The organism is Lutibacter sp. (assembly GCF_030692605.1).
GTDB lineage: Bacteria > Bacteroidota > Bacteroidia > Flavobacteriales > Flavobacteriaceae > Lutibacter.
Genome location: NZ_JAUYUD010000106.1, coordinates 1 through 20,060 on the forward strand (window position 1 = coordinate 1; position 20,060 = coordinate 20,060).

General features: G+C 29.5%; 16 protein-coding genes. 8 read left to right on the plus strand and 8 right to left on the minus strand.

Going from position 1 to position 20,060, the window contains the following annotated elements:
• Positions 1 to 357: 357 nt before the first annotated feature.
• Positions 358 to 813, minus strand: a complete 456-nt coding sequence (locus Q8S45_RS10960) for a 3-oxoacyl-ACP synthase (RefSeq protein ID WP_371133018.1) — start codon at positions 811 to 813, stop codon at positions 358 to 360.
• A gap of 64 nt (positions 814 to 877) precedes the next feature.
• On the opposite strand from Q8S45_RS10960, the gene Q8S45_RS10965 reads away from it, so the two are divergent.
• Both Q8S45_RS10965 and Q8S45_RS10970 read left to right on the plus strand, forming a co-directional pair.
• Positions 878 to 1,813, plus strand: coding sequence for a TIGR01212 family radical SAM protein (locus Q8S45_RS10965; RefSeq protein WP_305604653.1), 936 nt, complete (start codon positions 878 to 880; stop codon positions 1,811 to 1,813).
• A 240-nt stretch (positions 1,814 to 2,053) separates the two neighbouring features.
• Positions 2,054 to 3,187: a saccharopine dehydrogenase family protein gene (locus tag Q8S45_RS10970; RefSeq protein ID WP_305604655.1), complete on the plus strand. Its 1,134-nt coding sequence runs from the start codon at positions 2,054 to 2,056 to the stop codon at positions 3,185 to 3,187.
• A gap of 108 nt (positions 3,188 to 3,295) precedes the next feature.
• On the opposite strand, the gene dinB is transcribed toward Q8S45_RS10970, so the two are convergent.
• The 3 genes from dinB to Q8S45_RS10985 all read right to left on the minus strand — a co-directional run bounded on the left by dinB (position 3,296) and on the right by Q8S45_RS10985 (position 9,081).
• A complete protein-coding gene (gene dinB / locus Q8S45_RS10975) occupies positions 3,296 to 4,390 on the minus strand; it encodes a DNA polymerase IV (protein WP_305604656.1) in 1,095 nt (364 codons plus the stop codon).
• A 115-nt stretch (positions 4,391 to 4,505) separates the two neighbouring features.
• The gene (gene gdhA / locus Q8S45_RS10980) at positions 4,506 to 5,843 is read right to left on the minus strand and encodes an NADP-specific glutamate dehydrogenase (protein ID WP_305604659.1); all 1,338 of its coding nucleotides are present in this window, start codon (positions 5,841 to 5,843) and stop codon (positions 4,506 to 4,508) included.
• 205 nt (positions 5,844 to 6,048) lie between these two features.
• The gene (locus Q8S45_RS10985) at positions 6,049 to 9,081 is read right to left on the minus strand and encodes a PEP/pyruvate-binding domain-containing protein (protein ID WP_305604660.1); all 3,033 of its coding nucleotides are present in this window, start codon (positions 9,079 to 9,081) and stop codon (positions 6,049 to 6,051) included.
• A 241-nt stretch (positions 9,082 to 9,322) separates the two neighbouring features.
• Here Q8S45_RS10985 and pheS point away from each other — a divergent pair, with 241 nt between their 5' ends.
• The 3 genes from pheS (at position 9,323) to Q8S45_RS11000 (ending at position 11,945) form a co-directional block, all read left to right on the plus strand.
• Positions 9,323 to 10,342 carry a phenylalanine--tRNA ligase subunit alpha gene (gene pheS, locus Q8S45_RS10990; protein ID WP_305604661.1) on the plus strand — a complete coding sequence of 340 codons (1,020 nt, stop codon included), beginning with the start codon at positions 9,323 to 9,325 and terminating at the stop codon, positions 10,340 to 10,342.
• A 107-nt stretch (positions 10,343 to 10,449) separates the two neighbouring features.
• On the plus strand, positions 10,450 to 10,851 hold the full coding sequence (locus Q8S45_RS10995; protein ID WP_305604663.1) for a hypothetical protein: 402 nt from the start codon (positions 10,450 to 10,452) through the stop codon (positions 10,849 to 10,851).
• Between the two features lie 17 nt (positions 10,852 to 10,868).
• A complete protein-coding gene (locus tag Q8S45_RS11000) occupies positions 10,869 to 11,945 on the plus strand; it encodes a lactonase family protein (RefSeq protein WP_305604665.1) in 1,077 nt (358 codons plus the stop codon).
• Here the strand turns inward: Q8S45_RS11000 and Q8S45_RS11005 are convergent.
• The 4 genes from Q8S45_RS11005 to Q8S45_RS11020 all read right to left on the minus strand — a co-directional run bounded on the left by Q8S45_RS11005 (position 11,934) and on the right by Q8S45_RS11020 (position 17,157).
• Positions 11,934 to 12,827 carry a hypothetical protein gene (locus tag Q8S45_RS11005; RefSeq protein ID WP_305604667.1) on the minus strand — a complete coding sequence of 298 codons (894 nt, stop codon included), beginning with the start codon at positions 12,825 to 12,827 and terminating at the stop codon, positions 11,934 to 11,936. The genes Q8S45_RS11000 and Q8S45_RS11005 overlap by 12 nt on opposite strands.
• A gap of 11 nt (positions 12,828 to 12,838) precedes the next feature.
• Positions 12,839 to 15,388, minus strand: a complete 2,550-nt coding sequence (locus Q8S45_RS11010; protein ID WP_305604669.1) for a PAS domain S-box protein — start codon at positions 15,386 to 15,388, stop codon at positions 12,839 to 12,841.
• A gap of 83 nt (positions 15,389 to 15,471) precedes the next feature.
• Positions 15,472 to 15,999: a menaquinone-dependent protoporphyrinogen IX dehydrogenase gene (hemG, locus tag Q8S45_RS11015; RefSeq protein WP_305604671.1), complete on the minus strand. Its 528-nt coding sequence runs from the start codon at positions 15,997 to 15,999 to the stop codon at positions 15,472 to 15,474.
• Positions 16,000 to 16,161: 162 nt separating this feature from the next.
• Entirely contained in the window at positions 16,162 to 17,157 is a 996-nt protein-coding gene (locus Q8S45_RS11020; RefSeq protein ID WP_305604673.1) for an NAD(P)H-dependent glycerol-3-phosphate dehydrogenase, read from the minus strand.
• A 170-nt stretch (positions 17,158 to 17,327) separates the two neighbouring features.
• On the opposite strand from Q8S45_RS11020, the gene Q8S45_RS11025 reads away from it, so the two are divergent.
• Genes Q8S45_RS11025 through dut form a run of 3 tightly spaced genes read left to right on the plus strand, consistent with a single transcriptional unit; the run spans position 17,328 to position 20,056 of the window.
• Entirely contained in the window at positions 17,328 to 18,788 is a 1,461-nt protein-coding gene (locus Q8S45_RS11025) for a polysaccharide biosynthesis C-terminal domain-containing protein (RefSeq protein ID WP_305604675.1), read from the plus strand.
• The gene (locus Q8S45_RS11030; protein ID WP_305604677.1) at positions 18,785 to 19,618 is read left to right on the plus strand and encodes an alpha/beta hydrolase; all 834 of its coding nucleotides are present in this window, start codon (positions 18,785 to 18,787) and stop codon (positions 19,616 to 19,618) included. Before Q8S45_RS11025 ends, Q8S45_RS11030 begins: the two co-directional genes overlap by 4 nt.
• Before the next feature lie 6 nt (positions 19,619 to 19,624).
• Entirely contained in the window at positions 19,625 to 20,056 is a 432-nt protein-coding gene (gene dut / locus Q8S45_RS11035; RefSeq protein ID WP_305604679.1) for a dUTP diphosphatase, read from the plus strand.
• Positions 20,057 to 20,060: the final 4 nt, after the last annotated feature.

The following is a 20,060-nucleotide window of genomic DNA, read 5'->3' on the forward strand; positions in this document are numbered from 1 at the left end:
AGTATCGTTTGTTGTTGGTTGTAATGTCTGAAATTCATAGTTAAGTATCTGTATATCAATGATTAAATATACAAAAAACTAATAAAACTTCCAAATAAAAGTATAAATAAACCGTCTCTAGTTGTGAGACAGCTTCTTTTATTGCTATTATTTGGGTTTTATCCTTCTGGTTGAGCTTTCTTCTATTCCTTTTTTTACAATTCCACTCCGTTTTATTGTAAAAAAGGATGTCGCTGCAATCCCTAATGCATTATTAAATCGTCAGTATCAACTTATTTCGGCATTGTATCCAATTTTTCATTAATCATTATTAGAACATACATTTCAACTGACCCAATGACCGATTGATGAAAAAGCCTAATTTATTTCCAAAATAGTAGCGTCATTAAATCGTATAATAGCACCAACTGTTTTACCAAGCAGCTGTTTTCCGATAGGAGAATTTGTTGAAATCGCAAAATAATCAACCAAATCAATTGTGATTTTTCCAGCACTTATGGCTAAATAGTAATTCACTTTTGTAGTTTTAATTAAACTCCCTAAACAAATACTATCTGAAGATTTTTTAATTGAAATTTTTGTTAGTATTTCTTTCATTTCAATTACAGACGCTAATTGTTGACTCGTTTTTTCCATTTCCAATTGCAACATAGCTCTTCCGATTTCGTGTTTATCTCCTGCTGAGCTTTTTGTTTCTGCTGTTAAATCGTTTTTAAAAGATTGCATCACAGTTTCAATAGTCTTGTATCTCTCATCTACAAAAAGTACACAAGCTTCAAACAATTTCTTTTTAACTTTAACGTAGTTCATCATAATTAGCTTGTAAAAATAACCCAATCCATAATGTTTTAATAATTTTACGCTATAATTTTTAAAAATGAAATTTACAGGAAAACGTTATTTAGATTATACCTCTTTTATTAAATCTACATTTGGTGAAAGAGTTCAAAAAATATCATTAGATATTGGTTTTTCTTGTCCAAACAGAGATGGTTCCAAAGGGTATGGAGGCTGTACTTATTGTAACAATAATACATTTAATCCTGATTATTGTGAACCTTCAAAATCTGTTAAGCTTCAACTTGAAGAAGGTATATCATTCTTTTCGAAAAAATATAAAGTACAACAATACTTAGCTTATTTTCAGGCATATACAAATACATATTCAGATATTGAATCGCTAAAAAAAATGTATGAGGAAGCTTTAAATATTGAAGGAGTTATTGGTTTGGTAATTGGTACGCGTCCCGATTGTATTTCAGATGAAGTAATTGAACACTTGTCTCTTTTATCAAAAAAGTACTTTATTTCATTAGAATTTGGAGTTGAAAGTACATTAAATAAAACCTTGGAAAAAGTAAACCGTTGCCATACATTTGAAGAAACCCAACAAGCTTTTTCAGCTTGTAAAAACAAAGGATTTCATTTAGGAGCTCATTTAGTTATTGGTTTACCTGGCGAAACTAAAGAAGAACTTTTAAATCACGCCATAGAGGTTTCGAAATTACCAATAGATACTTTAAAGCTACATCATTTACAAATTGTAAAAAATTCGGTGATGGCGGCTCAATATAAAAGAAATCCAGAAAATTTCGATTTGTTTACTTCAGAAGAATACATTGAGTTTATTTCAGAATTTATTGGCATTTTACGACCAAATATAATAATTGAACGGTTTATTAGCGAAACGCCTTCTGATTTATTAATTGCTCCAAATTGGAACAAGTTGAAAAACTTTGAGATAATGGCTAAAATTGATAAAAAATTAGAAGAAAAAAATACATTTCAAGGTAAATTTTACACTGAAAATTAATTTGTGTTTATATTATTTGTAAGTTTAACCTATGAAACGAGCAAGCTAAAAAGCTTATCATACTATAAAATGACTTATAGCGAACAGCATGTGACCGTTAAAAAAAATAACATAGACGCATGAAAATAACTTCAATAAAAAACATTTCTGAAATGCCCTGGATTTTTATTCCGGGTTTATAAATACTTCCTTTTCTTCAACAGTCAAACTTTTAAATTTTTTAACTTTAAACTCAAAAAAATGAGCAATATAATTATATTAGGCGCCGGTATGGTTGGTAGCACAATGGCTATTGATTTGTCAAAAAAACATGATGTTACAATTACAGATTTTAATGAAAAGGCATTAGAAAATGCAATCAAAAAATGTGATAAATTAATTCCTGAAGTTTTAGATGTAACCAATAAATTGCTTCTTCAAGAAACCATAAAACCCTTCGATTTAGTTATTTGTGCAGTGCCAGGATTTTTAGGTTTCGAAACTTTAAAATCGATTATTGAAGCTGAAAAAAATGTAATTGATATTTCGTTTTTTCCAGAAAACTCATTGGAATTAGATGCTTTAGCTAAAGAAAAAAATGTTACCGCAATTGTAGATTGTGGTGTTGCACCTGGAATGGGAAATATTATTTTAGGGTATTACAATGAAAAATTAAAATTAACAGATTTTGAATGTTTGGTTGGTGGTTTGCCAAAAATAAAAAAATGGCCATTTAGTTACAAGGCTCCTTTTTCTCCTGTCGATGTTATTGAAGAATATACGCGACCAGCTCGTTATGTAGAAAACGGTCATATCGTTGTAAAAGAAGCCCTGTCTGATTGTGAATTTGTTGATTTTGAAAATGTTGGAACCCTAGAATCGTTTAATTCTGATGGATTGCGTTCTATTATTTTTACGATGCCACATATAAAAAACATGAAAGAAAAAACCTTGCGTTACCCAGATCATATTGAATATATTAAAGTGTTAAAAGCAAGTGGCTTTTTTAGTGAAGGAAAAATAATGATAAACGGAACTGAAGTTTCACCTTTAGATTTTACTTCAAAAATATTATTTAATGAATGGAAATTAGGTGATACGGAACCTGAAATAACCGTAATGCGAATTACCTTAAAAGGAACAAACGAAAAAGGTGAAAATAAAACTATAGTTTATAATTTACACGATGAATTCTGTCCCAAAACAAACACCTCTTCTATGGCTCGTACAACAGGGTACACAGCGACTGCTGCAGCAAACATGTTTTTAGATGGTTTATTTAAAGAAAAAGGTGTTTTTCCACCAGAATTAGTAGGTAAACATGAAGTTTGTTTCAATTATATTTTAAACTATTTAGAAGCAAGAAATGTGATTTATACATTAAAAGAATCATAATACAGTCTTTGTTGTCATTCCTACGAAGGCGGAATCCATAACTACATCTTTAAACAGATACCTTTAGGAGTTTCTCTTCGTATATACGTGGACAGTTATAACAGCTATTTAAAACTCAAATTTTAATTGCACTTCAATAGGTTTTTCAATTTTTATTTTTGAATGAATGTTCAAATTTGAAACTGAAATTCCTAATAATCGAACAGAATTGAGTACTTTCTCTTGAAACAAGAGTTCTTTTACGGTTTCTAACAAAACAGCTCCTTCTTTTACAAAATAAGGCAAGGTTTTACTTCGGGTTTGAGTTTTAAAATCGCTGTATTTTATTTTTAACGTAATGGTTTTTCCAGATACTTTCGTTTTTATCATTCGTTGCTCCAGTTCTTCCGAAATTTTTTCCAATTTTTGAAGCATAAATAGTTCAGAAGTCAAATTGGTTATAAAGGTATGTTCAGCCGCTACTGATTTTCGTTTTCGGTTTGGCTTCACTTCACTAAAAAGGTTTCCTCTAACAATATTGTAATAATGTATCCCCGAACTTTTAAAATGTTGTGTTAAAAATTCTTCGGTTTTTAGTTTTAAATCGCTTCCTTTAAAAATGCCTAAATTGTACATTTTAACAGCAGTAACCTTCCCTATACCATAAAATTTTTCGATAGGTAATTCTTCTAAAAAAGCAAACACTTCTTCTGGCTGAATTGTTTTTTGTCCGTTTGGTTTGTTAATATCGGAAGCAACTTTAGCAACAAATTTACTATTTGAAATACCAGCTGAAGCATTTAATTGCAACTCATCAAAAATTCGTTGTCTAATTTCTTTTGCTATTAAACTTGCAGACGGATTTCCTTTTTTATTTATTGTAACATCTAAATAAGCTTCATCTAAAGAAAGTGGTTCAACCAAATCTGTATATTCATGAAAAATTGCTCTAATTTTTTTTGAAATTTCATGGTATCGTTCAAATCGTGGTTTAACAAAAATTAAATGAGGACAATTCTTTTTTGCTTGCACGCCACTCATAGCCGATCGCACTCCAAATTTACGAGCTTCATAACTTGCCGCAGCAACTACTCCGCGCTCTCCACCACCTCCAACAGCAATAGGCTTTCCTCTTAATTCAGGATTATCGAGTTGCTCTACAGACGCATAAAAAGCATCCATGTCTATATGAATAATTTTGCGGTATTTGTTTATTTCAGCCATTTGAACAAATATATAAAAGAAAAAGGGCTGTTAAATAACAACCCTTTTTTATATTTCTAAATCTTAACCATATTCATTTCCCCTTTCACGAAAATGTCTTCAAAGATTAAGGAGATTATATAATTCCCTGATCTAACATAGCATCTGCAACTTTAATAAATCCGGCAATATTAGCTCCTTTTACATAGTTAATATAACCATCATCTTGGGTTCCAAATTTTATACAAGCTTCGTGTATTGAAGTCATAATTTGAACTAATTTAGCATCAACTTCTTCCAATGTCCAATTTAATTTCATTGCATTTTGCGACATTTCTAAACCTGAAACAGCAACTCCACCCGCATTTACTGCTTTCCCTGGAGCGTATAATATTTTTGCTTTATGAAACACATCTACTGCTTCTGGTGTGCAACCCATATTTGATACCTCGGCTACATACTTAGCTCCATTAGCAACTAATTTTATTGCATCGTCACCATTCAATTCATTTTGAGTGGCACAAGGCATGGCAATATCACAAGCAACTCCCCAAGGTTTTTCACCTGGATAGAATATAGCCTCTGAAAACTCTTCGGCATAAGGAGAAACAATATCGTTATTTGAGGCTCTTAATTGCAATAAGTAATCAATTTTTTCAGCATCTAAACCTTTTTTATCATAAATATAACCATCTGGACCCGAAATAGTAACAACTTTTCCACCAAATTCTGTAACTTTTAAAGCAACACCCCAAGTAACATTTCCAAAACCAGACAAGCTAACTATTTTTCCTTTGAAAGTGTCCTTTTTAGTATCTAGCATTTGTTTGGTAAAATAAGTCCCTCCAAATCCAGTTGCTTCTGGTCTAATTAAACTTCCTCCCCAATTTAATCCTTTTCCTGTAAAAACACCTGTGTTTTCCATTTGTAGTTTTTTGTACATACCGTACATAAAACCAATTTCTCTACCACCTGTTCCTATATCACCTGCTGGAACATCGGTATTTGGGCCAATAATTCTCCATAATTCTAACATAAAACCTTGGCAAAAACGCATAATTTCACCATCTGATTTTCCTTTTGGATTAAAATCAGATCCTCCTTTAGCTCCACCCATTGGCAATGTAGTAAGAGCATTTTTAAATATTTGCTCAAATCCTAAAAATTTAAGAATACTCAAATTAACACTAGGATGCAAACGAATTCCTCCTTTATATGGTCCAATGGCATTGTTAAACTGAACTCTGTAACCAATGTTTACTTGAACTTCACCAGCATCATCTACCCATGAAATTCTAAACGTTAAAATACGATCTGGTTCTACTAAACGCTCAATAATTTTTGCAGCCTCATATTGAGGATTTTCATTATAGATTGTTTCAATAGATTCTAACACTTCGTGCACTGCTTGTAGGTACTCTTGCTCTCCAGGATGTTTTGCTTCCAACCCGTTTAATATATTTTTTACGTTCATATTAGTTATGATTTATGACTTGTTGAAAATTATTTTAAATAGTAGTACAAATTTACATATATTAATTTCAATTTAGACATAAAAAATATTCAAATTTTTATACATATTACGGTTTTATTTGCAATATGTTAATAATTACAAATATATGTCATGCTAAAACAGGTAAAAATTATTAAATCAATAATATGATTGTATTTTTTTAATTTTACAAAAAACCCTGTGAATGAAAATCATTAGAAATATTTTCTTCTGTTTCTATAGTATTATTGTATTTAAAATCTTCTTTAAAAATTGCTGCCTTATTGCTTTTTCCATCAATAATAATGGTTAAAGGGTTATTAAATTTTATATGTCTTATGTAGGTGTCTTCAAAAACTGCAGTTTGATTGTCTAAATAATTTAAATCGAAAAAACCGTCACCTATAAAAGGATTAATTGTTATGTATCCCATTTTAAATGATGTTAAATTTTGGAAAAAATGAGTTCCTTGACTTGGATCTATTCTAAAATTATGAAGTCCAGATTCTACAATTATTTTTGCAGCTGAAATTTGCGCCCAAATTACAGGAATTCCCAACCAAGGATCACTAGAACCCCAGCGTCCTGGACCTATTAAAATATAGTTTTTGTTGGCTTCAATAAATTTTTTATTAATTTTATCTACTGCCACTGCTATATCTCTTGTATTAGCTGGATTAAAGGTTTCGGGCTTAACATATACAATATCACAAATGCCATCATGTTTTCCATTTCCTAATGCCGACTCAGAGTATATAATAGTATCTGAATTGTTAAAATTTTCTGGAAGATTGCTCGAAACATCAACACTTTCAACAATTGGTCTTATTTGTAAAAAACTGAATTCTTTAGGTTGTCCTTCGGGAACATCTAGCTTAACCGCAAATTCAATTTCAATTGGATTTCTTATTTCTCGCTGTCCAATTCTTAATAAATCTTGAAGTATTTCAGGTAATGGAAATGTATTATATTTTAATATGTTATCGAAAGTTATTACTCTAATTCCATTATGTAAAACACCTGGTTTAATTATATTATTTTGTAAATCGTATGTTGAAGCTACAAATTTTAGCGAACCATGTTTTTCGGCATTTCTTATGGTAATTTTCTTTTTATTGATAGACTCATTTGTTGAAGCTATATAACTGTCTGGATTTAAATCTAAACCATAAAAAAACTGTTGTGTATCTCTTTGTGTGGATCCAGGTGATGAAAGTTGTAATATCTTCTTTGAATGATAAGGTGAAAAACGTAATGTTTTACCTCCACCTACAACAATTTCTCCTAATCCTAATGCAATGTGTGCAATACCTTCATTTGGTTTTTCGTTTCCAATTGGATAAAAATTAATGGAACGTGCAACACCTGAAATATTTGGATAGTACACATCATCATATTGTTTACCTGTTACTTCTTGTAAAATAACAGCCATTTTATCTTCTTCAAAAGTATGGGAAATGGCTTTTAAATAAGCCTTGGTCCCTTGGAAAAAAGCAGATGCAATAACAGATTTAATAGCGTTAGAGGTCATTTCTAACATTTTTATTTTTTGCGTATTAGGTATCATGTATGTTGCAAAAACACCTGCAAATGGCTGAAAATGAGAATCTTCTAAAACGCTTGACGACCTTATAGCAATAGGAGCTTTGGTTGTTTTTAAAAATGCTCGAACATCATCCATCACCCATTTTGGTAATGATTTTGAAATAAATTCATTTAAAATTTCTTCATCGTTATTACAGTTTGCAACAAAATTAATTAATTCGTGCTCTTCCATAAACTGATCATACACTTCGGTACTTAATACCACGGTTCGAGGTATAGAAATGTTTACCTCTTTATACTTGTTAAATAATTTATGGCGTTTTAAAAACGAATCTATAAATGCTAATCCTCTTCCTTTTCCTCCTAATGAGCCCTCACCAATTCTGGCAAAGCCTAAATATTCATCATATCGGTATTTATTAAATTTTACAATAACACCTCTTGATCTATAAACACGATATGCTTTAATTGCATTAATTAAAAAATCTCTAATTTGCTCTCCATCTTCAAAATCATCATATTCAACAGTACTAAACAAATTTGCTAAGGAAAAAAGGGCTCTTGATTTTAACCACTTAGAATATTCACTTCGTTTGGCGTGATATACAATTGAAGCTTCAGAAACAATGTCTAATGTTTTTTGAAAATTATTTAAATCCTTTACGGTTGCCAAAACTTTCATTTGTTCTGGATCCCAAAATTCAAAAGCGCCAAATGAAAAATATTTTGTAATATATTTTTTAATATCATCTCCTAGAGTTTCGGAGTGTTTATATAAAAATTTTCCTTTTAGTTCTAAAGCTCTTCCTTCATTTTTGTCATCGGATGATTGTATTAATACCGGAAAATAACGTTTATAATTACGCGCAAATTTTAAAAATTCAAAACCAGCTTCGGCATCCCTTTTTCCGTTTTTAAAATAACTAACATCCGAAATAACTCCTAAAAGATTGTCTTTATACTTTTCAAACAATTCGACACCTTCTTCAAAAGTAGTAGCCAGCAAAATTTTTGGTCGACCTCTCATAAGCATCATCCCTCTATGTTCATTTAGACCTTCAGACATAAATGAACGAGTTTGCTTTAAAATAACTTTATAAATAAGAGGTAAATATCTTGAATAAAACCGAAGTGAATCTTCAACCAATAAAATGGCTTTAACGCCAATTTGATTAATATCTTTTTCAGCATTCATTCTATCTTCAGTAAGTTTTATAATTGCTAAAAAAATATCAACATTCCCATTCCAATGAAAAACAAAATCAATTATACCTGTATTTGCCTTATTAATTTTTTCTCTTAATTGAGATGAGTAATGACTAAGCGCCGCAATAGGCACAGTTGGAAATTCCTGTTTTATTATCTTAGACGTTTCAAATGCTTTGTAATCTCCAATATCCAGCCATGTAATTACTAAATCTATTTTATCTGAATTAAGAACTTTTATGGCTCTTCTTGCTGAATTGGCATGAATAAAACTTGGTGGATATCTTAAACTTAAGGCAGTATATTCATTAAAAATACGTTCGTCAATTCTACCATCTTCCTCTAACATATAGAAATCATAGTTAGAACAAACTATTAAAACTTTATTTATTCTATTTTGCATTAATTCATTAAATGCAACATCTTCAAATTCATATTTTTTTAAATCTGGTAATGGATTTTTGCTCATATAGTTTAATGCTAAAATTTAATAATGCAAGATAGAATAATAACACTAAATTACTATAATTTTATTATGAATAGTTGGCATATTACTAAATTATTGATGTAAAAAACTTGATTTTCTACTAAGTTTTACCAACAATAAACATCTAATTTTATAATTAAAAATTCGCTAATTACTAAGTTAATACTTATTCCTTTTTTAAAAATAAAAATGTTTAAATTTGCAACTTAACTTTAGAAGAAAAATGTTAGATAAAGTAAAGGAACTAATTGGGGATGTACATTCATTTAATTCAACTAATAAAGACGAAATAGAATCTTTTAGAATTAAATTTTTAGGAAAAAAAGGTATTTTAAACGATTTATTCGAGGAATTTAAAAATGTTGCTCCCACAGAACGAAAAGATTTTGGACAAGCGCTTAATACTTTAAAGAACGATGCTCAAGATAAAATAAATCAGTTAAAAGAAGCCTTAGAAAATAGTGGTGACGAAAAAGGATTTTATGGCGATTTAACAAGACCTGAGGAACCCATTGAATTGGGATCTAGACATCCAATTTCTTTAGTTAGAAACAAAATTATTGATATATTTTCTCGCATTGGTTTTACGGTTTCTGAAGGTCCAGAAATTGAAGATGACTGGCACAATTTTACAGCATTGAATTTACCTGAATATCACCCAGCACGTGATATGCAGGATACTTTTTTTATTGAAAAAAATCCAGATATTTTATTAAGAACACATACTTCATCTGTTCAAGTGCGATATATGGAAAGTCATAAACCACCAATTAGAACTATTTCTCCAGGTCGTGTTTTTAGAAATGAAGATATATCAGCACGTGCCCATTGCATTTTTCATCAAGTTGAAGGTTTATATATTGATACCAATGTGTCTTTTGCCGATTTAAAACAAACTTTGTTATATTTTACCAAAGAAATGTTTGGGAAATCTAAAATTAGACTTCGCCCGTCTTATTTCCCATTTACCGAACCAAGCGCCGAAGTAGATATTTATTGGGGATTGGAAACAGAAACCGACTACAAAATTACTAAAGGAACTGGTTGGTTAGAAATTATGGGCTGCGGTATGGTAGACCCTAACGTGCTAAAAAATGTAAACATTGATCCAGAAGTTTATTCTGGTTATGCTTTTGGGATGGGAATTGAGCGAATTGCAATGCTTTTGTATCAAATTCCAGACATTAGAATGTTTTATGAAAACGATGTTCGGTTTTTAAATCAGTTTAAGTCGGTAATCTAAAGTTAGATTGAAAGAGCAAAAGGTAAAGGGTGAAAGATACACCCCAAAAGCCTGAAAGGCTATTAAAATTAATTGATACAAGATACCTACTGCCAGATACCCTGTAAATGAAAAAAGATATTCAAATACCTGAAGTTTCAGATGTTTTTATGGCTGTTGTAAAAGAATATAACCCAGAATTTCAATGTAATGATTGGAACGTTTATATTATTAACAACAAATTGGTTGATTTGGAAATGATTATGATTATTTCTAAAGGATATGATGATGAAAACGGATTAGAAACCTCCACAATGAGGCATAAAGTTGAGAAGTTGCAAGCTAAATCTTTTGCTAAAGTTGAATTACTAATGGGTGATGTTTTAAAAATTTCTAACTCATTTAATGTTTCTTTTTTTGAAGGTTCTCAATTATATGATAAAAAATATGTTTTTGATAAAGGAGCACTCAAGGAAAGTTCTTTGAGAACAATTCCGTTATTAAAAAAACGTGGTATTTTAGTGAAATAATATTTAAACAAAATTCTATGAAAACTTTTTTATTCATCCTTTTATCTACGTTTTATATAATTTCAAACGCTCAAAATATTCCATTGTATGTAGGCACTTATACTGGTGATGGAAGTGAAGGAATTTATTATTACAATTTTAACACCAAAACAGGAGCGTTAAGTGCTAAAAAATTGGCTATTGAAACTGAGAATCCTTCGTTTATAGCTTTTTCATCCAACAAAAAATTTATTTATTCGGTTGGTGAAGTTGATAATTACCAAGGTAGTTCAAGCGGTTTTATTTCCGCATATGAAGTGCTCTCCAACGGCAATCTTAAGTTTTTAAACAAAGTTAGCAGTAATGGGGCGCATCCTTGTCATATTGCCCTAAACTCAAGCAATACTAAATTAGCTGTTTCCAATTATACTGGCGGTTCTATTTCTATTTATAGTGTTAATAAAAAAGGAACAATTGAGTCTGTGAGTCAAATTATTGATCATAATACTACTTCTAAAAAATCTCATGCACATTCAGCCAAATTTTTTAAAGATAACTTGTTTATTGCCGATCTCGGTCTCGATTTATTTGCACAATATGTTTTAGAAAAAGGTCAAAGAACATACCGTTTAAAAAATTCTTTTAAAATGAAAGAAAATGCAGGACCTCGGCATTTTGAAATATCCAAAAAAGGAAAATTTTTGTATGTTATAAACGAATTAAATTCAACCGTCACCGTATTAGAAAAGCAAAACGACACCTATACAAACATTCAAGATGTCAGTACACTAGATGAAAATTTTAAAGCATTTAATGCTTGTGCTGATATTCATTTATCAAAAAATGAACAATTTTTATATGGCTCTAACCGTGGTGAAAATAGCATTGTAGTTTTTAAAAGAGATTTAAAAAGTGGAAAACTTCAAAAAACACAAACCATAAGTACTCATGGCGATTGGCCACGAAATTTCACTATAGTTCCAAACGGAAAGTTTTTACTAGTTGCAAATCAGAGAAGTAAAAATATTAGCGTTTACAGTATCAACAAAACTACAGGTGCATTGAATTTTAAATACAGTATTGATGCTCCTGCTCCAGCTTGTTTATTGTTTTAATTCGAAAAAATAGATATTATTGGTATTGTCGTATCTATACGTATTAATATAACCAATTTTTTCTGTTTTAAATATAACTCCTAAATCATCATAATCAGAATTAAAAAAAGATGCTTTTTCAGGTAATTGCCATTTCCCATCAATTCTAATAATTTTATAAATATTATAAACACCATTTTCTCTATACGTTTTTACAATCTTCATTGCGCCTGTCACAAAAGAATATTTATAACCTTTTATTTTGCCAATAAAATAATTACTTGAAAAATAAATAGTGTTTTCATTATAAAATGTCGGGTTTATAATGTTGAAATTAGGTTGTGTTATAAAAATGATACCTGATCTAACCCATTCGTTTTCATTATTTCTTGTCAATTCTACTAAATGAAATACTCCATTCTCGTTTGTAACAATAGCCATTCTTTTTCCATCTTTTGAAAGGGTCGGATATTCATAGGAAAAACCCTTTTTGCAAAATGGTAGTAACTCAACTTTAGATACATTTAAATTCTCAATGTTTCCTTTATAAATTGCTAAATTATAAGTACTATCAACGCTTATTGTTTTAGTGTTTTTTGAAAAATAAATTTCATTATCAAAAATAGCGGTAGTCCCAACTTTTGTTTTATCTCTAATTTTCAATAATTGAGGAGCGGTTTTTAAATCTGAAAAATATAATCTATAGTATTGCGATTTATTTTTTGAAGCATAAATAAGACCGTCATTGTGTATAATTGGAGAAATATTTTCAGTTGAATTTAAAGATATGTAGGTTTCAAAAAGTGAAATACTATCAGTTTTAACTATTATTATTTTTTCTTGTCCATTAAATTTTATCGTTAAAAAAAAGACAGCATAAAAAAGCACATTTCTAAAATTCATTTTATGGCATTCTAATTATCACTTTCAGAATCCACTACTAATGAATATTTTTTCAATAAATTCTCTAACATTTCTTTTGTTATTGGTTTTGATATAAAATCGTTACAACCCGCTGAAATAGCAATTTTTTTGTCTTCAATTGTTGAATAGGCTGTTTGGGCAATTATTGGTAAATTTGGTCGAAATTCTCTTATCAATTTAGTAGCATCAAGCCCATTCATTTTGGGCATTTTTAAATCCATCAAAACAAAATTAATGTATGGATTATTTTTACAAACCTCGACTGCTTCAACTCCATCTTTTGCATGAATTAGGGTACACGGAAGTTTAATTTCATCCATTAATAATATTTCAAAAAATAAATAATTCACTTCTTCATCTTCAGCAATTAAAATGATGTATTTCTTTTGTTCACTTATAATTTTCTCTTTTGAATCTTTATTTTTTGAGATTGTATTTATGGGTTTGTAAGGAATGGTGATAAAAAAAGTAGCTCCTTTCATCATTTCAGATTCTACTCTAATTTTACCTCCTATCAATTCTGTATTCTCTTTAGCAATCGATAATCCAAGTCCTAATCCACCAACATTTTTTGATAATTCCTTTTCGGCTTGTGAAAATCGCTCAAAAATTAATTCATGTTTTTCTGGTTTTATTCCTATTCCTGTGTCTTTTATATAGATTTCTAATTCGGTTGTCTCACCATCTGTTTTAAGGTTATACCCAATTTCTATAAATCCTTTATTAGTAAATTTTAAGGCATTTTCTATTAAATTGCTTAGTATTTTAAAAATTTTAGATTTATCTAAAAAAACAATACTTTGTTCGTTTGAAAGTCCCTTTTTAAAATATAGCGGTATCTTTTTCTTTTTTGCTTTTATATCAAATATTGAAAATAATTCTAGTAAAACATCATTTAAACAAACTTCTGTTTCGTGTATTTTCACTTGCTTTGTTCCCAATCTTGAAATTTCTATAATATCATCAATAATATGAAGTAATTGATTACCACTATTTTGAATGATTTTCACGAAATGTTTTCGCTTTTCAATAGTTAAATTTGGATCCTCTAAAAACTGTGAAAAACCCAAAATACCATCCATTGGAGTCCGTATCTCATGAGACATATTATTAATAAACTCGGTTTTTAAGCGATCGCTTTCCTCTGCCTTTTCTTTGGCAGTTATCAGCTCTAATTCAACTTTTTTTCGTTGTGTAATATTTCTCCACACACAATGAAGAACTCTATTATCAGGTTCATTTACAATAGATGTTAACAGAACCTCAACAGGAAAGTCATTTCCATTGCTTTTAGTATGTATCCATTCAAATCGATGGGTTCCATTTTTAAAAGCAGCTACTATCATTTCTTCAGCTTTTATATGGGAAGATCTTCCGTCTGGCTGTATTTCTGGAGATAATTTTGAAGGATGAGTGTTTAAAAACTCCTCTTTAGTTTTATATCCAAGCAAATCAACAGTTGCTTTATTACAATCAACAAAAGTTCCGTTTTCAATAATTAATATTGAGTCACTAGATTTTTCATATAATTCTCTAAATTTTTTCTCACTTTTTAAAGCCTTGTCTTTAGCTTTTGTAAGTTCTTGTTCGGCTTTTTTTAATGGTGTAATATCAATTACTGAGGCAATAGCTGCACCTTTTTCATTTATTAGTACTGATTTTACTATAACAGTAATTACATCGCCGTTTGTACTATGAAATTCCGTTTCCCCTTTAAACTCTTTTTTATTTGAAACAAAAGATAAAAGTTCAAGCTTAAGCGCTTCAAAAGCTTTTTTAGAATTCGTTTTTCTAATCTGAGATATAAGTTCTTCTTTAGTTTTAACTCCAAGTAATTCTAGCGTGACTTTATTTACATTTAATATTTTTATTTTTGAAATGCATTCATCAACAAAATCAGGATGTTCATCAAAGTACTTTTTTAAATTACCTATTTCCTTTTTTTTCTTCTTCAATAATTGTATTACTTCATAGAAATCTTCTTCCCAAAGTGAAACGGGGCTTTGTTCAAATAAATTTTTAAACCTTTTTTGACTATCAAAAAGTAATCTGTTTTTTTCTGATAATTCATTACTAATAAGCCTTAATTCTTCATTTTGCTTTTTTAACTGTTGACCTGTTTTTTTATATTCTGTAATATCTTCTCCTAAACATAAATGGCCTATTACATTTCCATTGTTATCTTTTAATAATTGATTGTGCCAAATAATAATCCTTTCTTCTCCTTTTTTGGTTAAAATCAAATTTTCATACTTATCTACTTTTTTAATTTTCCCAGAAAGTAATTTTTTAAAAATTGAAAGAAGTTCTAATTTTAATCGTTCAGGAATAAAATTTTCAAACCAATTTTTTCCTAAAATTTCCTTTTCTTCATAGCCCAATACCTCACATGTTTTTGAATTAACCAAGGTAACAATTCCATTTGTATTAAGTTCAACAAGTAGTTTTCCTGAAAAATCTAAAAGAATTTGCTTGTAAACATCTCCTTTTAAGATTTCAAGTTCCTTTTCTAATTCTTGGTAAGTGGGTTTCTTTTGCATAAAAATATCAAAGTTTTCTAGGGCTCAACATTCTCAAATATACAAAACTTACTTAATTGATTTTAAGATATGTAATAGAATAATTATAATTTGCATACTGTCTCTCCAAATGCTGTTACTTTTTTCCAATTTGTATAATCAATTTCAGTACTAATATCTGTTGGTCCTTTGGTCATCCACATAATAAACTGAATCATTACACGATCAAAATATGGATATTTTTTATAATCTAATTTTCCTGCAAAAACTTCAACTAAACTAGGTTTCCATGTTATTTTTTTAAAAAATTTTATTACGTACGGGTTTGTTTCAGGTCTGTTCTTTTCTTCTTTTCTTGCTACCAGATTAACTGAGAAAAAGGCTGTTTTAACAGCATCTAATTGTGGTTTATTTGCGTTTATAAATTCAATTACTTTTTTATTATGCACCCCATATCGAATGCTTGAACCAATTACAAATTTTTGATAATCAGATATTTCACCATTAAAATTATCAATATTAAATAATGCTACATGTTGATTATTCTTTTTTAAAACCTGAACTATTTCATTGCAAATTTTTAATGTTTGTCCGTCAACAGTGGAATAAACTATAGCAGTTTTATCATTCATTATATTTATTTTTATATTACAACTAACTTAATTTGTTTTACAGTTTGCTCAAAGCTAATAATACTTTTTAAAATAAAAGTAGCTATAATATTGTTGCTATTTTTTTTATGAAAACAAATACTAATTCGTTTAAAATATGTAAAACTAATTTTACAAGGATAATTAATCCAATAGTTCTGTCAATTTTTTAAATACACTTTTCGGATTTTTATTCCCATAAAGAACATCATAAACAGCATCTATAATCGGTGTTTTTGCTTTATTTATTTGGTTAATTTGATAAGCGCTTTTTGCAGCGTAATACCCTTCTGCAACCATGCTCATTTCCATCATAGCACTTTTTACGGTATAGCCTTTCCCAATCATATTCCCAAACATTCTATTTCTACTAAAAGTTGAATAACCCGTTACCAATAAATCTCCTAAATAAGCCGAATTATTTATGTTACGCTTCATTTTATGAACCTTTTTAATGTAACGTTTCATTTCTCTAATTGAATTAGACATTAACACCGATTGAAAATTATCTCCATACCCTAATCCATGTGCAATACCAGCTGCAATTGCAAAAATGTTCTTTAACATAGCAGCATATTCAGTTCCAATAATATCATCAGAAGTTTTGGTATTTATATAAGAGCTGCTTAATAATTTACTAATTTCTGTGGCCTTCTTTTTATCTTGACAGGCAATCGTTAAATAAGATAAACGTTCCATTGCAACTTCTTCAGCATGACACGGTCCTGTAATTACACCAATGTTTTCAATTGGAACGTTATAAAATTCGTTGAAATGTTCACCAACAATTTTTCCGGTTTCCGGAACAATACCTTTTATAGCTGAAAACACAATTTTCGTCGAAAAATCAATGCTTATTTTATTTAATTCATCACTTAAAAAAGCAGATGGTATGGCGAATATTAAAATATCGGCATAGTTAACCATTTCGTTAATGTTGCTGCTTAAATATAATTTGTTAATATCAAACTCGGCCGAACTTAAATAATTTGGATTATGTTCATTTTCTTTAATATATGCTATGGCACTATCACTTCTCATATACCACCCAACTATATCCAAATTTTCACATAACATTTTTACAATTGCTGTTGCCCAACTTCCACCTCCAAAAACCACAACTTTAGGAATTTCATTCATTTATGATGTATTTAAAACCCAAAAGTAAACAAACTAAAACTAAGACCAAAACTAAAATGCTTAACAATTATTGAAGTTAAATTGGTTGTTATATGCTATTTTGATTTTAATAAATAAACAAAAAATCTTTTGTACTTTTAAACTTTTAACTTTTTTACTTTAAACTCAGATTGAGCACTCTTAAACGATTTTTTAAAGATACTTTTATTTATGGTATTGCCGCCGTACTACCAAGGGTCATCAATTTTTTACTGGTTCGTATTCATACCGATGCTTTACCAACAACTAACTATGCTGAAAACACAAATTTTTACATTTGGGCATCACTATTCTCAGTAATTTTAACTTTTGGAATGGAAACTGCATTTTTCCGTTTTTATAGCAAAGAAGAAAAAAAGGATCCCTTAATTTCTACAACTTTTATAGCGGTTTTAGCAGCAGCATTTGTATTTGTGGTTTTTGGCTTGCTCTTTTATAATCAGCTTATCTCTCTTTTTAGTTTTGAAAATAATCAGCTTCAATTAAAATTATTGATTGCCATTTTAGCATTGGATACTTTAGCTGTTATACCATTTGCTTATTTACGCGCTTCAGGAAGGCCAATTAAATATGCTTTTATTAAACTAATTAATGTTGGCATAATTGTATTTATAAACTTACTTTTTTTAAAATTCATTCCTATATTTAATGAAAATGAAACTTATATACCAGGTTTTTTAACCAACATTTTTGAAAGTACCTCTTTAGTGAATTTCATTTTTATTGCAAATGTTATTGGTAGTGCCGTTTGTTTAATAATGCTGGTGCCTTACTTATTGAAATTTAAATGGACTTTTGACACCCTGCTATTTAAAAAATTAATTTCATACTCTTGGCCAATTGCAATTGCTGGAATTGCATATGTAATTAATGAAAATTTAGACAAATATTTAATAGGACAATTAATAGGCGATTCCGAAATGGGAATTTATAGTGCCTGTTACAAATTGGCCATTTTTATGAATTTATACATCATGGCGTTTAGGTTAGGCGCTGAGCCATTCTTTTTTAATCATTCAGATAAATTAAACGCTAAAGAAACCTATGCTCGAATTTTAAATTATTTTATTATAATTGGTTCATTAGTTTTTGTAGGAATCGTAGTTTTTATTGATTTTTTAAAACAATTATTTATTAATCATTTATATTGGGATGCAATAATAATTGTTCCAATTGTTTTACTGGCAAATCTTTTTTTAGGAATTTATCACAATCTTGCTATTTGGTACAAATTAACTGATAAAACAAGGTATGCTATGATTTTTTCTTTAATTGCAGCAGCTATAACCATTGTTTTAAACTTAATTTTAATTCCAACAGTAGGTTATATTGGTGCTGCTTGGGCAACATTAGCTGCTTATGGAACTATGATGATTTTGTCTTATTTTATAGGAAAAAAATACTATCCAGTACCGTATAATATTCAAAAATCTGGTAGTTATTTAATTGCCTCAATTGTTATTTCTTACGTGTCATTTGTGTTTTTTAGAGAAAATTATTTAGTTTCTTTTGGATTGGTATTCTTATTTGGTTCTTTAATTTTTTACAATGAAAAGAATGAAATTTTAACAATTATAAAACGAAAAAAATGAAACAATTTCTTCTTTTTATAAGTGTTATTTTTTTTACTTTATCAACAATAGGACAAGAAAAAAAATCTACAGCATCCGAAAATATTCAACTATTAGAGTATCAATTCACTATTCCTGAATTTTCTAATTTTAAACCTAACATTTGGATTTATCTTCCGCCAGATTATAATACTTCTTCCAAAAAATATCCTGTAATTTATATGCATGATGCACAAAATTTATTTGATGCTGCCACTTCATTTGCTGGTGAGTGGGAAGTAGATGAAACGTTGAATGCTGTTTTTGAACAAACAAAAAAAGGTTTTATAGTTATTGGAATTGAAAACTCAGGAGAACAGAGAATAAACCAATATACACCATGGGAAAACAAAAAATACGGTGGCGGTAAAGGATTTGTTTATGTAAATTTTTTAATAGATACTCTTAAACCTTTTATAGATTCTAATTATAGAACAAAATCACGACCAAAACATACAGCGCTAATTGGCAGTTCATTAGGTGGTTTAATTTCATATTATGGTGGCTTAAAACACCCAAATGTTTTTGGAAAAATTGGAGCATTGTCAACCTCGTTTTGGTTTTCAGAAAAGGTAATAGAATTTACCACTTTAAACGCTAAAAATGCGGACATAAAACTATTTCTTTTGGTTGGTGGCAAAGAAGGCGAAGAAATGGAAAACGACACAAAACAATTTGAAAAACTTCTTTTAGAATCTGGGTTCAACCCTAAAAATTTAAAAACTGTAATAAAACCAGAAGGAAACCATAATGAAGGTTTTTGGAAATCAGAATTTTTGAATGTAGTTACTTGGTTGTATAACATAAATTAATATAAAATGAAAATTGAAATAATAAATAACTCCAAACACGAATTACCTAGTTATGAAACCATTGCATCGGCAGGAATGGATTTACGTGCAAATATTGATGAAGCTATTACGCTAAAACCTTTAGAGAGGGCTATTGTAAAAACAGGTTTGTTTATTGCATTACCAGCTGGTACAGAAGCGCAAGTTAGGCCACGTAGTGGACTTGCAGCTAAAAAAGGTGTTACCGTGTTAAATGCTCCCGGAACTGTTGATGCAGATTATAGAGGTGAAATAGGAGTAATTTTGATAAACCTATCGAACGATGATTTTATTATAAATGATGGAGAACGAATTGCACAATTGGTAATTTCACAACATGAACGGGCCGAATGGAGCGAAGTTGCTATATTAAGCGAAACAGAGCGTGGCGCTGGCGGATTTGGCTCTACAGGAATCTAAAAAA